Genomic DNA, 15,195 nt, shown 5'->3' on the forward strand with positions numbered 1-15,195 from the left:
CCAGACCGTAATCCATCCCAGACATCGCTCGCTCCCGCGAATCATCACTCAACTCACGGAATCAGCAATCAAATTCCTCCGCAATATGTGTGAATTCGACAGGCCGCGGCGGGGTTGGGGCCAGCGGAGCAGGATAAGATGCGGCAGGTGGTTGCCGGCACCGATCGCGTCTACGCGCTGGCGAAGAAGTACGGCATCAAAACCGCATTCGGCACTGACGTGCTGTTCTCGAAGGCTTTGGCGGACAAGCAGGGCTCGATGTTGGCCGCGTTGACGCGCTGGTACACACCGGCCGAAGCGCTGGCGATGGCGACGTCGACCAATGCGGAGCTGCTGAACCTGTCAGGCCTGCGCAATCCTTACCCAGGTAAGCTCGGCGTGGTGGAGGAGGGCGCGCTTGCCGATCTCTTGCTGGTCGACGGCAATCCGCTCGACAACATCAATCTCGTCGAAGATCCCGCGAAGAATTTTGTGCTGATCATGAAGGGCGGCAGGATCTACAAGAACAGTCTGGCGCGCTGACGCGCACGCGCAGTGCAGCAATTTAATTCGCATCGTTACGCCGGATTGTGACAGGCGTTGCCCGATTTTTGCGCGTGACATCGTGTCGACGGCCACACACCGCGGCGTAACGTGACTATTCCTTGCGGACGGTACCGGCTATAGAATGGCGCTCTGTCATTGAAGTGTCATGTCACCGGGAATGCTCAATCAGACGCTAAGCCGGCTCGCAAGACTTCGAGCGCGCCGGACGGGAATCCTGTCTCGAAAGACGACAAGAGAATGCAAGTCGTCGCCGGCTTCTTCAGGCAGCGTGAACCGGCCGAGCCCGGCGCGGAACCAGGGATCATCGAGGGCGCTGTGATCGACCAGACGCCATCGCAAGAGACGACGCCCGCACCCGGGCCAACCCAGTCGAACGCCGCCGCGCGGCACGCCGGTGAAATCGAGCTCAAGCTTCTCGTCGATGCCGATCGCATGGCGCATTTCAACGCAGCGCCGGTCATCGCGGCGAACGCGCGCAACAAGGGCGCGCGCAAACATCTCAAGTCGGTCTATTATGACACGCCGGAACGGACGCTGCGTCGCAACGGCTTGAGCTTGCGCGTTCGTCAGAGCGGCGCACGCTTCGTGCAAACCGTGAAAACCGATGCGGTGGATGATCCACTGCGCCGCGGCGAGTGGGAGGCGAGGGTGTCGTCGCTTGCGCCCGACCTGGCTCTGGCGATGCCCTTCATTGCGGAGAAGCTTCCCAGCCATCTCGAAGCGCAGCCGCTCGAAGCGGTGTTCACGGCCGACGTTCATCGTCATGCGCGGATGATTGACCTGCCGTCCGGCACGGTCGAAATCGCGTTTGACCGGGGCGTCCTCACGGCCGGCGACCGGACGTTACCGGTGAGCGAGATCGAACTTGAGCTGAAGAGCGGCAGCGCGAGCGCGATCTACGAGATCGCATTGCGGCTTGCCGAGCACGGGGCGGTGAAGCCGTCGGTTCGCACCAAATCGGCGCGCGGCTTCGATCTTGCCGCCGACAAACCGCCCTCGGCGCGACGTCCGCGAAAACTTCGCCTCGATGCGTCGGTTACGCTCGACGAGGCGTTCGCGACGATCCTGCGCTCCTGCTTCCTCCATTTGCTTCAATCACTGCCCGCGGCCGAGGACGGTCGCAATCCGGAAGGGGTGCATCAGCTTCGCGTCTCGCTGCGCAGGCTTCGATCGGCGCTGGACCTGATGCGATCGGTCGGCGCGCTCAGCAATCTCGATGCGCTGCGGTCGGAAGCCAGATGGCTGGCGCAAGACCTCTCCGCCGCGCGTGACTGGGACGTGTTCCGGCTCGAGACCTTGCCGACCATCGCAAAGGCCTGTCCGTCGGTCGCAGGCTTCGATGCGCTGGGCCGGGTTGCGGCCGCGCGTCGGTCCGACGCCTATCGCAAGGCGCATCACGCGCTTGACGATTGCCGCTGCACCGCGTTCCTGATCGGCCTCGGAAACTGGATCGAGACGCGGGGCTGGCGTAACGACGTCGCCGCCGGAGACCCCGGCCGGCTCGCCGAGCCCGCCGTCAACTTCGCGCAGCGCATTCTGTCGGAGCAACATGCGAAGCTGCTCAAGCGCGGCCGCCGCTTCAAGTCGCTTGCGGCGGAAGATCTGCACCGGGTGCGGCTCGCGACCAAGCGGCTGCGCTATCTCAGCGAGTTCCTGCTGCCGCTCTACGAGGACCGCAAATCCGCGCGAAAATTCTCGCGCAGGCTCGCCGGCTTGCAGGAGCAACTCGGCGCCTTCAATGACATGGCGGTCACGGCATCATTGCTCGAAGGGCTCGGTGCCGAGCCTGACAGCGCCACCGCCGCGGCGGCGATCGCCGGCTGGCAGGCGCGCGCGTCGGTCGGGGTGCAGCCCGCCCTGCAAAGCACGTGGCGCGATTTCACCGCCGCGCGCGTGCCCTGGTCGCGGCAGACGCAGCAGGATTGAACGAAATGACATCCCCAAAAAAAAGTTGCGGCCAGGCTTTGGGGGAAGCCTGGCCGCGCGCGAACCGGTCTGGGACGGGGAGGGGTGGGGATGTGACCGGGTCGCGTAACTCCTTGTCTCGTTCTTACTGGTCTCTTGCGCTGGCGGTGGAGACCGCCGGCCTGGTATCGCCCAGCGAAACCCAGACGTTGGGATCGCTCTGCGACTGTCGCTTGACGAAGCGGTAGCCGGTGTCCGTCCAGGCAACGACGTTCTCGTTCTGATTGTCGAGAACGAACTCGCCCTTGTCGGTCTTCACCGTCAGCACCGCGTGTCCTTCACCCTTCTTGTCGCGCACGACGGTGATGAGCAGGGCCTCGCGCGGCCATCCGGCATCGATCAACATCTTGCGCTTCAACAGCACGTAGTCTTCACAGTCGCCGTAACCGTCCGACGGCAGCGACCACTTCTCGATCACGCCCCAGTGCTCCTGGTCGGTCAAAGGCTTGACGGTCTCGTTGACCCAGCGATTGACCTTGACGAGGTCGCGCCATGCGGCCTGCGACATCACGATGTCGCGCGGTTGCGTCGGCGCGCCCTGGCACTGAGCGGCATTATCCGCACAGAATTCGACCCAGCCGATCGGCGAACGCGTGGTGTCGCCGAGGCTTGCGTAGAGCAGACGGCCTTCGCCGGCCTGCGCTGCCGTGCTCATCCCGAAGAGGATGGCGGCCAGCGCCATTCCCTTCCCCTGTCCCCTGAAATCAAACATTGCGGCCCCCGTTTCTTGTTGGGACCACATTGCGCACGCAGCTTTTGAGTTGCCGCTAAATCGGCCAAGTAAAGTCGAGACGAATACAAGTAAAAGGCGCGACGAATTCAAACTATACTTGAATCAAATTCGAATAAAATTCGATATGACTGCAATTGATTCAAATTTTATCGATTAACGCGGAAACGCTGGCGGAACCGTTGTTTGCACGCGTCCGCAGTCCTCGCATTAACCCGCGCGAGGCTCGTCACGACCCATGAAAAAGGCGGCGTCCGCATCGCGGAGGCCGCCTTCAGGGCTTGAAATACAGGGGATTTGGCGCCTTCGCGCTTTACCGCGCGGTAACGCTCTCTTCGAGTGTCTCGATCGGCTGCGAATGCATGAACTCGAGCGCGAAGCCATCTTCGAGGTTTCGGACCACGCGGCCCTGCACCCGGCCGAGCAGAACCGTCGAGTTCAGCGGCGGCCGGTTCTCGGCGGCAATGGCGGCGCCCGACAGCGAGAGGTCGATGATGCGGCAGGTCATCTTTGTGCCGTCCTCGAGCGTCAGCACCGCGATCGGGTTGCGCGGCACGATACGGTCGTGGCGGCGGTCTTCCGGCAGATTGAGGATGTCGCGGTTGGCGAGCCAGGTGAGCTGTGCGGCGAGCTTGTCGCGCTTGCGCGGCGTCGCACCCACCGTCATGGCGAAGCCATTGTCGATGATGCGGGTGATCTTGCCCTCGACGCGGCCGATATGGTCGAGATAGGCGACCACGCGGTCGCCGACATTGCCGATGCCGGGGGCCAGCAGTGCCAGCCCGCCCGGCGACATGTTGATCACCTGGCAGGGGAATTCACGGCGGTCCGGCAGCATGTAGCGGCCGAGCAGGTGAACCTTCACCCGCTGGAAACGCCGACGTTCCTCGGCGGCCGGAAGAAATTTTTTGTTCGCCAACGCCATTTTCACAACCCGACCCCCCGCCTGGCGGAGTCCGGGACGACCCTAAGGTGCACAGGGTTAATGCCGCGTTAGGATTGGGCGCGTCGATTACGGACAGACACGATGCGCTCGAAAAGCCACATCAGCGGCGGGCAGGCCAGCACCGTCAGTGCGCCGAGGTCGAGCGCGACCGCGGCGGTCCCGGCCGATTTGGCGAGTCGCCCCGCCACCGCCGGTCCCAGCATCATCGCGGCATAGAAGAGAGTGTAGAACACGCCCATCCCGATCGCCCTCGTTTCCGGCACGAGCACGCGGGCGGTCAGGCTCATGATCGGGCCGGCCGGATGGCCGCCGATCAGGCCGATCAGGACCAGGATCGTGATCACGGCGTCGGATCGGGTCAGCCAGGCCAGCAGCCCCGCCAGCACGAGGCTGGCCGCGATCGCAAGCACGAGCGGCCGCTTGAAGCGATCGGCGAGATAGCCGCCTGCCGGCACCGAGATCACCGACAGCCACATCACGAGGCTGATCGCCGATCCCGCCGCGGCAATGCTCCAGCCGCGCTCGGCGAGCAGTGATGGGCCGAACGAGAAGATCATGGCGAAGCCGACATTATAGAGGCCCCAGATTGCGCCCGCGACGATCACCGCCAAGAGAGCAAGCGGATCAAGCCGCCCGGAGCCGGCCGCGCTGGCGGTGGCTCCCGGCGGCGGTTGATAAAACGTGATCAGCACAATGCCGATCGCGGTCAGCGCACCGGCCACGAGAAACACGGTGCCCGCGCCATAGGCGGTGCCGATTGCCGGCAGCACCAGGAGCGAGATCGCAACGCCCGCCGGCCAGGAGTTGACGAAGATAGCCATCGCGGTGGCGATCTCCTTACCGGCAAACCAGTCGGTGCCCATCTTCGTGAGCTGCACGGTCAGCAGCACGCCGCCGGCGCCGGAGGCAAGCCGGCCCGCCATCTGCCAGCCCCAGACATCGGTGGCGGCCATGACCAGGCTGCCGGCCGTCATCAGCAGCAGTGCCGCGATGGTCGTGGGCTTGTCGCCAAGGGTCCGGCCGATCGCGCCGCCCGGCAGCGCCAGCACGATGCCGGGTGTGAAATACAGCCCGATCAGGATGCCGATATCGGCGAGCCCGACTCCAAAAGTCTGTTGCAGCAGCGGCGCGACGGCAGCCACGCTCTGGAACTGGAACGCAATGGTGAGGCGAACGACGAACAGGATCGCAAGAATGCCCCAGCGATTGCGCAACGCCTCATCTCCCCAGCCCTGTATCGAGGGTGCGGTGGAGCGAGGCCGGAGTCAACCGGCTGCCTTCCTCACCGCGCGCTGGTACAGGAGACTCAGCAGCGCCAGCAGCACCGCGGCCGACAGGCCGAGCGACCAGTGAATGCCGATCGCCGCACCTGATAGCCCGACGGTGATGCCGCTGAACGCCCGCATGCCGAGCCCCGCCATGTTGTAGAGGCCGACGACGCGGCCGCGAATGTCGGACGGCGCGTTCAACTGCACCAGCGCCTGCGCCATGGTGTTGAACGACAGCTCGAAGAAGCCTGCAAAGAACAACAGCACGATCGCAACCGGATAGATCCGCACCGAGGCGAAGCCGAGCAGCGCCACACTCCACAACATGGCGAGCATGATCGCGGTGCGCGGCGTGCCCTTGAGCCGTCCCCAGGATTCCAGCGCGATCCCCGCGAGCAGCGCGCCGGCAGCATCGGCCGCGAGCAGCACGCTGTAGGAGATTCCGGGGTCGCCGTGGCCGAGATCGCCGGCAAAGCCCGGCATCTGGGCGTGATAGGCGTTGCCGATCATGAAGGAGGTGAGGCCGGCAAGCCATGTCATCGCCGTGAGCACCGGCTGCGTGCCGATCGCGCGCGTCGTCAGCATGATGTCGGCAAGGCCGCGCACCGCGAAGCGCCGCACGGCGACACTCTTGTGTCGTACCGGCGCCCAGAACAGCCACAGCAGCATCGGCAGGTAGAACAGCGTGTTGAAGATGATGCCATGCGAGGTGCCGAGCGTCAGCATGATGATTCCGCCGACGGCAGGCCCGACCAGGATGCCGAGATAGCGCGCCATCGCGTTCAGCCGCACCGCGCTCGGAAGATCGGCGGGACCGACGAGGTCGTAGAGCAGGAGCTGGTTCGGCGTCTGCCACAACACGCCGGCGCAGCCATGGATCACCAGCAGCAGCATCGCGTGCCACATCTGGATCGTATCGGTGATGAAGAAGAAGCCCCATCCGCTCGACGCTACGATGAACAGCAGCATGCCGCACTGGATGATGCGGCGCGGATCGAATCGGTCGGCGAGACCCCCGACCGCGACCGAGAACAACAGGAACGGCAGCCAGTGCGACAGCACGGCAAAGCCCGCGAGCGCCGGCGAATGGAATTTCTGGAACACCACCCAATAGCTGATCACATGCTCGATATTGTCAGCCATCATCGCCAGCACGTAAGCCATGAACTGGAGCCGGTACGGCACCGACTTCATCGCCGCGAACGATCCGGACGCAGCGACAGGATTTTGGGGGAGGGGGTTCAAGAGGGCACCTGGGTGGGACTCCTGGGGCCTTACACGTTCGCCGGTAAGCGCTCAAGATACTTGGGTGTGCTTGGACGTCAGCCATGCGCTGCTGCCACAAGCGCAACCGTCATCCTGAGGTGCGCGCCCTTGCGCGCCTCGAAGGATAGGCCGCGAGCGCCTGTGGCCCATCCTTCGAGGCTTCACCTTGCGATGCAAATGCATCGCAAGGTTCGCACCTCAGGATGACGGCGGTGAATGTGGCAGGCGCCGTAGCCCGGACGGAGCGCAGTGAAATCCGGGAGCGCCGGTCGCGCATTCCGCTTCGCTCGTGCGGGCTACGAGACCGCACCTTGGCACAACCGCGCATCTCACATACGCTTCCCGTTAGCCCGCACCACCAACCATAACAAAAGCGGGCAGCGAGGAAACAGCCATGGAACAGATCCGCGTCTGCACCCACGCGGGACCGGGCAGCGAGCCTGTCATCCGCAGCGTGCCATGGCCAAAGGTCGGCAAAAAGGCCGCGCTGATCAAGGTCGGCGCGTGCGGCGTCTGCGGCACGGACCTGCACATTCTGAAGGGACATTGGCCGAAGCCGCTGCCTTGGCCGTTCACGCTCGGTCATGAAATCGGCGGCGTGATCGTCGAATGCGGCGAAGAATTCACCGAAGACTTCATGAGCAAGCCGCTCAAGGTGGGATCGAAAGTGATGATCCCGCCGCTGATGCCCTGCGGCCGCTGCTATTACTGCATCCATTATCCGCAAGTCGCCAACAAGTGCCTGACGCCGGTCTATTACGGCCGATATCTCGGCTTCGACAAAGCGCCTCACATGTGGGGCGGCTGGGCCGAATATGTCTATGTCGATCTCGACATGCTGCCGGGCACCAAGATCTACAAGCTGCCCGACGACATGTCGCTGCGGTTAGGGGCGCTGTCCGAGCCGCTGACCTCCTGCATCCGCGCCTTCAACCGCGCTGGCCGAGCCGGCGGTTTCACCTGGGGCGACACGGTGGTGATCCAGGGCTCGGGTCCGATCGGCATTCTCGCCGTCGCGGCCGCAAAGGAGATGGGAGCAGGGCGCGTGATCTGCGTCGGTGCGCCGGAGGAGCCGCGGCTCAAGCTCGCGCGCGAATTCGGCGCGGAGGCGACTGTGAACATCGAGGAGATCAAATCGCCGCAAGATCGTATCGCGCGCGTGCGCGAGATTGTCGGGGGCTTCGGCGCCGATCTGGTGATGGATTGTTCGGGCCATCCGACCGCCGGCCCCGAAGGCATCGAGATGCTGCGCGACGGCGGCACCTATGTCGAGATGGGCCAGTTCACCGACGCCGGCTCGATCGAGACGTCCTGGCACCGCATCTGCACCAAAGACCTCAACGTGCTGGGATCCTGGGGCTTTACCGGTAATGATCTTCCGCTCGGCGTCGACATGCTCTATCGCACCCGCGACAAATATCCCTGGCTCAAGATGCAGACGATCTACCCCTTCACGGAAGAAGGCGTCGCGCAGGCGGTCAGGGACGCCATGGCGATGAAGACGGTGAAGTCGACCATCGTGCCGTGGCCGGAATTGGTGGAGTGAGAAATTCGTGGCCCGGATTGCGCTGTAGCGTAAGCCGGGATTCTCGCTTGTGGCTCCTCATATTCCGCTAGCTCCATACGAGCTGCGTGCGGACGTTTGGAATGAAAGGCATGATGATGGACGAGACACCCGAACCAGACCAACGCACGCGCTCCCCCTTCCACGCTATCTGCGCGATCGACTACACCATCATCTTCGTGCGCGACATGGTGGCGATGCGCCGCTTCTATGAAGACGTCCTTGCGTTTCCGCTGCTGCGAGAGTTGTCGTCGAACTGGATCGAGTACGGCTTGGGCAGCAACACGCTCGCTCTCGCAAAATCGAGCCGGACCGCGGCCGATGCGCCGACGCCAGCGGGCAGCGCCTCGCTGCAGCTTGCCTTCAAGGTGTCCGCGGCCGAAGTCGATGCGTGCGCTGACGAACTCGTGCGGCAGGGCGTTGCGCTGCTGTCGCCGCCGACGAACCAGTCGTTCGGGCATCGGACGCTGTTTTTCCGCGACCCCGACGGCAATCTTTTGGAGGTCTATGCGGAGATCTGAAGCTTGCCGAGGCGGGCCGATGTCCAAAAAGTTCCATCGGAATCCGCGAGTTATTCACGCGGGGGTGAAACTTAGACCCCAGTTCCGGCTTTCAGTTCGCGAGAGAGGTATCGTGAAGCGAATCCTGAAACCAGTCACTTACATCCTGGCCGCCATCTACTTCCTGGTGGATGCGGTCTTCATGGCCTTGGCGAGGCCAATCTCGCGCTGGATTGGGCGGCATTTCCAATTCAGGCGATTGCGCGCCTGGATCAGATCGCTGCCGCCTTATCCGTCGCTCGCCTTGTTTTCGGTGCCCGTGATCATTCTGGAGCCAATCAAGCCTGTGGCGGCCTATCTCGCGGCAACTGGTCAGTTCGTGTGCGCCGCGGCCACTCTCATCGTCGGCGAGTTGCTCAAGCTCGTGCTGGTCGAGCGCCTGTTCCATCTCACGCGCGACAAGCTGATGCGGATTCCGGCTTTCGCCTGGGGTTACGGGAAGTTCGCCGAGGTGAGGGCATGGCTGCAAGCAACCGAGGCCTGGCGTGCCGTCCGCGCCTTGAGCCGCGCGGCGAAGGACACTGTTGCGCGGGCAAGAGTCAGGCTGGTCGGCAGCTTCGGCAGGCTGGTGACCTCCCGGGATTAGGGCCGGCGCGTCGTCTCTATGCGAGCTTGCACGCTGCGGTGGTGGCTTTGACGCAAAATTTCGCTATATGCGGAAAAACGGCCGGAAAACGCTGGATGTAGTGGGTGGCGCCAGCGGTAAGCTTATTCTCGATGCCGCCAAAGCCATGCGTCATAGGCATGGTGATTTGCCCGCGCTTGGCGTAAAGAGCGTGCAAATCAAATCACCACGCGTGCGGCTGGACCATTTGCCGCCTACGCAGCTTCAGGTCGCGCGGCTCAACGTTCCGCGCCTGGACCAACCAAGGTTTTATCCCGTGTCTTTTCCGACCATGAGTCCGCCGCTCGCCCGAGCTTTGGCCGAGCGCAACTACGACCGTCCGACCCCCGTTCAGCTCGCCGTGCTCACCGACGAGGCCACTGACCGCGACCTGCTGGTTTCGGCCCAGACCGGCTCCGGCAAGACGCTGGCCTATGGGCTGGCCATGGCCAAGGACCTGTTCAAGGATCTGCTTGATGGCGCCGAGCGGTTCGAGCGGGCGGGTGCACCGCTTGCCCTGATCGTGGCGCCGACCCGCGAGCTAGCCTTGCAGGTCCATCGCGAGCTGGCGTGGCTATACGAGCATGCAAGCGGACGCGTCGTCTCCTGCGTCGGCGGCATGGATCCGCGGCGCGAGCAGCGCGAGCTTGCGGCCGGCGCGCACATCGTCGTCGGCACGCCAGGCCGGCTGTGCGATCATCTGCGGCGCAACCGTCTCGACATCTCCGAATTGAAGGTGGTCGTTCTCGACGAGGCCGACGAGATGCTCAATCTCGGCTTTCGCGAGGACATGGAGTTCATCCTCAAGACCACGCCGGACACGCGCCGCACCCTGATGTTCTCGGCCACGTTCCCGCGCGGCATCGTCGCGCTGGCGAAGCAATATCAGCAGCAGGCCTTCCGGATCGAGGTCGCCGGCGACGAAGGCGGTCACGCCGATATCGAGTACCGCGCGATCCGCATCGCGCCCGGCGATGCCGAGCATGCGGTCGTCAACGTGTTGCGCTTCTACGAGGCGCCGAGCGCTCTGGTCTTCTGCAGCACGCGCGATCACGTCAGGCATTTGCAGGCGGCGCTGCTGGAGCGCGGCTTCTCGGTGGTCGCGCTGTCAGGCGAATTGACGCAGAACGAGCGAACCACGGCGCTGCAGTCGCTGCGGGACGGACGTTCGCGCGTCTGTGTGGCGACCGACGTCGCCGCCCGCGGCATCGATCTGCCGAGCCTCGACCTTGTCATTCATGCCGACCTGCCCAACGACGCCGAAGTTATGCAGCATCGCTCGGGCCGCACCGGTCGCGCGGGTCGCAAGGGGACGAGTATCCTGCTGGTGCCGCCCGTGCGACGGCGGCGTGCGGAAATGCTGCTGAATGTGTCGGGGATCGACGCGGTCTGGGGGACGGCGCCGCAACCGGATGAGATCCGCAAGCTCGATCACGAGCGCATGAAGGACGTGTTGTTCACCGAGGAGACGACCGCCGACGATCTGGCGCTGGCGCAGGCGTTGCTGGCCGAGCGGTCGGCTGAGGAGATCGCCGCGTCGCTCGCACGGCTCTATCGCGCGCGGCTGCCGTCGCCCGAAGACATCATGGATCCGGGCGAGCGAAGCAGCCGGCCGCGCGACGATCGCGGTCGCAACGATGCCCGCGCACCGCGCGACGATGTCCGCACCTCGCGCGGCGATGATCGCCCTGCGGGGCCGCGCTCCAAGGGGAAATCCTCGCCGCGTCACGGCATGGGGGAGGCCACCGTCTGGTTCCGGGCCAACATCGGGCGACGCAAGAATGCGGAAGCGCGCTGGCTGTTGCCGATGATCTGCCGCCGTGGCGGCATCGACAAGAACGATATCGGCGCTATCAAGATCATGGACACCACGACCGAGTTCGAGATTTCCGAGCGGGTCGTGGAATCTTTCGCCGCCAAGATCAAGCGTCCGGACAAGGAAGACAATATCCGCATCGAGTCGATGGCGGATGCGCCGCAGCGGCAGGCGCCTTCGGAAGAGCGGCCCCACGCGCCTCGGCGCGAGAGCGGCGACAGCGACCATCGTGAACGTCGCGACGATCGCCCGCGCGAGCCGGGTGGGTTCAAGTCGCACGGCAAACCACACGGCAAGCCATACGACAAGGCGCAGGGCGAGCGCGGACCGAAATTCGACGATGCTCCTTCCTTCGCAAAGAAAAAGAAGCACAAGAACAAGCCGGGCCACGCAGAGCCTTCGGTCACTTCGTGGCCTGGGAAGAGCGCACCCGGAAAGAAGCCGAAGACGAAAAAGAAGCATCGAGACTGACGGCCGCGTTCCGGCGTCGGCAAGAATGTTGCCGCGGGACTGCACCGTGAAGGGGCATTACGTCGCAGCGAGATCGCGGAGCATGTAGGTCGCGTTGTCGTCGTAGGACGCGAGCTTTGCACGCAGCTCCGCGTTCGCCGTGACGGCCCGAAAGCCGAGGCGTTCCCACAGCGGCCGCGTGGCGTAGACCGACACCAGCGCGAGCGTCGCGATCCCTGACGCGCGCGCGAGCTGCTCGATCGCAGCGACATAATCGCCCGCGACGCCGCCGCGAAAGCCGGGCAGCACCGCGACGTCGTGCACATAGAGGCAGTCCGCATTGCCGGGCAGTTGTTCGAGGAAGCCGTCGAGCGGCGGAATCCGGTGTTGCGTCCAGGGATGGGCGAGTCCGTAGCCGGCGATCCCGTCGTCCGCGGCAAGCACGCGGCAACCATCGGAATAGAGCCGCATCTTTTCCGCGAACACCTCGGGGCGTTCAGGCAGATCGGGGTGGATGCGCGCTGCGATCGCGCTGATCGCCGGCAGGTCGGAGGCGCGCGCGGGACGCCAATGCGGCTTGCTCATGTCGATCCGTGGTTCCGTCTTGATCATCCCAGTTTATTCCGATGCGACGAGGCACGCAGCGAAAAATATCTTTGCCGTCATCTCAGGAATACCACGGCTCGCGCGGCGTCCTACCCCATGCAAGCCCATTGCATGACAGGAGATACCATGACGTCCTCGATCCGCCTCGCGCTCACGCTCGCAATATCGCTCGCGATGATTCCCACCGCATTCGCCGCGTCGCCGACCGTGATGGATCGCTAGCGCGGGACCGGCCATTTCCGCTGGGCGGCGAGCTTGGCTCACGCAGCCGGCGCCGGCACCAGTCCATAGCGCAGCATCGTCTCTTTCATCTTCGCGGGGTCGGGTGGCGCGCCTGCCGACAGGAGCGCGGCCATCTCCGTGAAATATTGCGTGCCCAGCACCCCGGGGCTCAGGATGCACAGGCATGTCGCCGGCCCGGTCGAGCGGTTGGTAAAGCCGTGCACGATGCCGCGCTTGATGAAGACGGATTCTCCGGGGCCGAGATCGTTCTGCTTGCCATCGATCGTCCAGGTCGAGACGCCGGACAGCCCGTAGATCGTTTCGTCCCAGCGGTCGTGATAATGCGGGATCGGCATCCGCGCATTCGGCTGCAACGTCATTTCGAAAATATCGACGCTGCCGCCGGTGTCATCCTTGCTCTGCAGGAAGCGGAGCTGAAGCGAGCCGAAATTGATGATGTCGGACATGGTCGTTTCGTCCAGGTGAGAGGCTGCATCGAGATCGCGGCGCTCGCTCACGTCGAAACGAGAACTACCGCAGCCCCCTGATACAGCCCGCGTGTGACCGGCCAATTTATCGCACAGGGACCGTTGCAGGTCGACCTGCCGGTTGCGCAAGCGGCAGAACATTCTGGCTCAAACGGCTCCGGGATCGAGCCTCTTAATAGCTCGCCGGCGCTGATCTCAGGTTGGCGCATGCAACAGCAGCAACTTCAAAGATGCAGAATTTTGATTGCGCCGCAGCATCGCACGAGTCGAACTAATTCAAGTCAAGAGTCCGAAAGCGAACCGAAGCTTCGACCTTCGTCGGTCATAGTTGCCTCCGGCAGGGGGCAAGAGCTGCATATGCAGCAGCATCCCACCATCGTGAAAGTAGAGGCACTGGGGTCCCGGTGCAGTACGCACCTGGGCGCGTCGGGGAGTCTTCAATCCATTATCTAGTTTCGCTTGAAAGGATGAATGCCCGTGAGTGATGCCAATGTGAAAGCCGAAACGAATGCCGCTCCGCCGAATGGGACGGCGAACGGAAATGCAAACTTCAAATTCGACATACCGTTTTTCAACATCCAGGCGATCTTCGGCGATCTCGCCGCGCCGACCGCCACGCGGGCTAAGGCAAATTTCGAGCAGATGAAGGCGACTTCCGAGGAGATCACCGAAGCTCTCCGCGATGCCTGTTCGACCAATGCCAGGCGTGCCGCCGACTACGGCACCAAGGTCATCGAAATATCCAACAACAATACCAGCTCCGCGCTGGAATTCCTCTCCCAGCTTGCAGACGCGAAGTCGTTTGCGGACCTCGTGAACCTCTCCACCGCTCACGGCCGCAAGACCTTTGAAGCGGCTTCCGCCCAGAATCGGGAGCTTTGGGATCTGGCCCAGAAGGTCGCGACCGAGACGGCCGAGCCGATCAAGAACAGCTTCAACCGGGTTCTGCATAGGGCTGCTTGAATCGAAGCTACTGGCCACGTGGATCGGCTGGACGAGCGTCTTCGCAAGAAGAGACGCCGTCCAGCCGATGGCGGCCAGCCTTGCCGTGAGGTGATGCCAAGCTGGAGGGAAATCAGGATGGGTATGGTGATGATCAAGTGTCCGGAAACGGGGAGCGCAATTCCGACAGGCATCGAGATGGATGGCGAAAGGTTTCGCTGCAGTACTGTGTTCTTTTCGCGTACCTATTGCCGGATGTGCGCAGCGACGCACGAGTGGTTCGCCAGGGAGGCCTGGGTTTACGAGTCGGTCTTGGCGAATGGGAAGTCCGGAGGTGGGCAGCCGTCCCGCGCCGGCGCGGCGTGAAGGAGCCTTAACGCATCCTGCGAAACGATCCGATCGATCCTGCGGCTCATCACCTTGTAGCACTCGCATGCGACGACCTCGAGCCGTTGCCTGTCGATCTCGAGTTGGCCGCGTCGATTGGATTTGATCGCCCTTGATGTTCGAAGCGCACTCACGACGTGCGTGACCGTGGTACGGCGGACGCCGAGCAATTCCGACAACGTCTCCTGGGTCAAGGGCAGGACATCACCGCCATCCGTCCGATCGTGAATGTGCAGCAGCCAGCGGGCGAGGCGCGCTTCGACGGAGTGCAGCGCATTGCAGGCCGCGACGTGCAGGAATTGCGTCATCAACGCCCTGGTGACAATCTGAACCGCGCTTGCGACGGCGGGACTGCGTTCGAGCATCGCGTGAAATCGCGCGGGCGAGATCTGCAGTGCGGTCCCGGCCACGCGGACAACCGCGGTCAGGGGGGATCGGACGGGCCCGAGCGCCGTCATGAGTCCGACGGCGCCGTCGTTGCCGATCACTGCGGTTGCGGCCGTTTGTCCGTTCGGCAACTCCATGATGAGGGCGATCGCGCCGCTGCAGGGGAAGTAGAGATGTTCGATGCGGTCGCCCGACCCGACCAGGACTGCGTCGTGCTGGAGCGGTACTTTCCGCAAATGCGGTGCAAGCAAAGCGAAGTCGGCCGGCGGTAACGCAGCTAACAGGCGATTACCAACTCTCGTCGCGTGCTCCATCACGGGAATCGCCCCTCGACGGAGGCCCGGCGGCTAGCAAACGCATCGCCTCCGACCGAGCCGCGTTGCCGCGCAGACACCAGCGACGGCGAGCGGATAAACGCACTTCAACAGATAAGGTTCCAATCACGGAT

Annotated in this window: 13 protein-coding genes and 1 pseudogene; 7 read left to right on the plus strand and 7 right to left on the minus strand. The window is 63.7% G+C overall.

All coding sequences use genetic code 11. The features are described 5' to 3' along the window. Positions 1-102: 102 nt before the first annotated feature. Positions 103-522 (plus strand): annotated as a pseudogene (locus tag IVA74_RS38750) (amidohydrolase family protein); the annotation flags it as partial. A 261-nt stretch (positions 523-783) separates the two neighbouring features. Then, a complete protein-coding gene (locus IVA74_RS38755; RefSeq protein ID WP_247353128.1) occupies positions 784-2,472 on the plus strand; it encodes a CYTH and CHAD domain-containing protein in 1,689 nt (562 codons plus the stop codon). A 124-nt stretch (positions 2,473-2,596) separates the two neighbouring features. On the opposite strand, the gene IVA74_RS38760 is transcribed toward IVA74_RS38755, so the two are convergent. From IVA74_RS38760 to IVA74_RS38775, 4 genes are all read right to left on the minus strand, one after another. Continuing rightward, positions 2,597-3,223, minus strand: coding sequence for a transglutaminase-like cysteine peptidase (locus IVA74_RS38760; protein ID WP_247353129.1), 627 nt, complete (start codon positions 3,221-3,223; stop codon positions 2,597-2,599). 331 nt (positions 3,224-3,554) lie between these two features. Continuing rightward, the gene (locus IVA74_RS38765) at positions 3,555-4,166 is read right to left on the minus strand and encodes a PilZ domain-containing protein (RefSeq protein ID WP_247353131.1); all 612 of its coding nucleotides are present in this window, start codon (positions 4,164-4,166) and stop codon (positions 3,555-3,557) included. Between the two features lie 68 nt (positions 4,167-4,234). Further along, entirely contained in the window at positions 4,235-5,401 is a 1,167-nt protein-coding gene (locus tag IVA74_RS38770; RefSeq protein ID WP_247353133.1) for an MFS transporter, read from the minus strand. A 51-nt stretch (positions 5,402-5,452) separates the two neighbouring features. Continuing rightward, a complete protein-coding gene (locus tag IVA74_RS38775; RefSeq protein ID WP_256467583.1) occupies positions 5,453-6,700 on the minus strand; it encodes an MFS transporter in 1,248 nt (415 codons plus the stop codon). A gap of 415 nt (positions 6,701-7,115) precedes the next feature. On the opposite strand from IVA74_RS38775, the gene IVA74_RS38780 reads away from it, so the two are divergent. From IVA74_RS38780 to IVA74_RS38795, 4 genes are all read left to right on the plus strand, one after another. Next, complete coding sequence (locus IVA74_RS38780; RefSeq protein ID WP_247353137.1) at positions 7,116-8,267, plus strand: zinc-binding dehydrogenase; 1,152 nt, start codon at positions 7,116-7,118, stop codon at positions 8,265-8,267. Between the two features lie 110 nt (positions 8,268-8,377). Continuing rightward, on the plus strand, positions 8,378-8,806 hold the full coding sequence (locus IVA74_RS38785) for a VOC family protein (RefSeq protein ID WP_247353139.1): 429 nt from the start codon (positions 8,378-8,380) through the stop codon (positions 8,804-8,806). Positions 8,807-8,918: 112 nt separating this feature from the next. Beyond that, a complete protein-coding gene (locus tag IVA74_RS38790) occupies positions 8,919-9,431 on the plus strand; it encodes a hypothetical protein (protein WP_247353140.1) in 513 nt (170 codons plus the stop codon). Between the two features lie 310 nt (positions 9,432-9,741). After that, positions 9,742-11,736, plus strand: a complete 1,995-nt coding sequence (locus IVA74_RS38795) for a DEAD/DEAH box helicase (RefSeq protein ID WP_247353277.1) — start codon at positions 9,742-9,744, stop codon at positions 11,734-11,736. Positions 11,737-11,793: 57 nt separating this feature from the next. Here the strand turns inward: IVA74_RS38795 and IVA74_RS38800 are convergent, their stop codons facing one another. Next, on the minus strand, positions 11,794-12,300 hold the full coding sequence (locus IVA74_RS38800; protein ID WP_247353278.1) for a GNAT family N-acetyltransferase: 507 nt from the start codon (positions 12,298-12,300) through the stop codon (positions 11,794-11,796). A gap of 281 nt (positions 12,301-12,581) precedes the next feature. Continuing rightward, positions 12,582-13,010 carry a cupin domain-containing protein gene (locus IVA74_RS38805; protein ID WP_247353141.1) on the minus strand — a complete coding sequence of 143 codons (429 nt, stop codon included), beginning with the start codon at positions 13,008-13,010 and terminating at the stop codon, positions 12,582-12,584. A gap of 492 nt (positions 13,011-13,502) precedes the next feature. Between IVA74_RS38805 and IVA74_RS38810 the strand changes: the two genes are divergently transcribed. Then, positions 13,503-13,994 (plus strand): phasin, encoded by a 492-nt coding sequence (locus tag IVA74_RS38810; protein WP_247353142.1) that lies wholly within the window; start codon positions 13,503-13,505, stop codon positions 13,992-13,994. A gap of 278 nt (positions 13,995-14,272) precedes the next feature. On the opposite strand, the gene IVA74_RS38820 is transcribed toward IVA74_RS38810, so the two are convergent. Then, positions 14,273-15,064 carry a Crp/Fnr family transcriptional regulator gene (locus IVA74_RS38820; protein ID WP_247353146.1) on the minus strand — a complete coding sequence of 264 codons (792 nt, stop codon included), beginning with the start codon at positions 15,062-15,064 and terminating at the stop codon, positions 14,273-14,275. Positions 15,065-15,195: the final 131 nt, after the last annotated feature.

It is taken from the genome of Bradyrhizobium sp. 132 (assembly GCF_023074185.1).
Lineage (GTDB): Bacteria > Pseudomonadota > Alphaproteobacteria > Rhizobiales > Xanthobacteraceae > Bradyrhizobium.

What these genes read in the sequence shown, in the direction of transcription:
- IVA74_RS38755 (WP_247353128.1), top strand. Translation starts at nt 784, where the DNA reads ATGCAAGTCGTCGCCGGCTTCTTCAGGCAGCGTGAACCGGCCGAGCCC.
- IVA74_RS38760 (WP_247353129.1), bottom strand. Translation starts at nt 3,223, where the DNA reads ATGTTTGATTTCAGGGGACAGGGGAAGGGAATGGCGCTGGCCGCCATC.
- IVA74_RS38765 (WP_247353131.1), bottom strand. Translation starts at nt 4,166, where the DNA reads ATGGCGTTGGCGAACAAAAAATTTCTTCCGGCCGCCGAGGAACGTCGG.
- IVA74_RS38780 (WP_247353137.1), top strand. Translation starts at nt 7,116, where the DNA reads ATGGAACAGATCCGCGTCTGCACCCACGCGGGACCGGGCAGCGAGCCT.
- IVA74_RS38785 (WP_247353139.1), top strand. Translation starts at nt 8,378, where the DNA reads ATGATGATGGACGAGACACCCGAACCAGACCAACGCACGCGCTCCCCC.
- IVA74_RS38795 (WP_247353277.1), top strand. Translation starts at nt 9,742, where the DNA reads ATGAGTCCGCCGCTCGCCCGAGCTTTGGCCGAGCGCAACTACGACCGT.
- IVA74_RS38800 (WP_247353278.1), bottom strand. Translation starts at nt 12,300, where the DNA reads ATGAGCAAGCCGCATTGGCGTCCCGCGCGCGCCTCCGACCTGCCGGCG.
- IVA74_RS38805 (WP_247353141.1), bottom strand. Translation starts at nt 13,010, where the DNA reads ATGTCCGACATCATCAATTTCGGCTCGCTTCAGCTCCGCTTCCTGCAG.
- IVA74_RS38810 (WP_247353142.1), top strand. Translation starts at nt 13,503, where the DNA reads ATGCCCGTGAGTGATGCCAATGTGAAAGCCGAAACGAATGCCGCTCCG.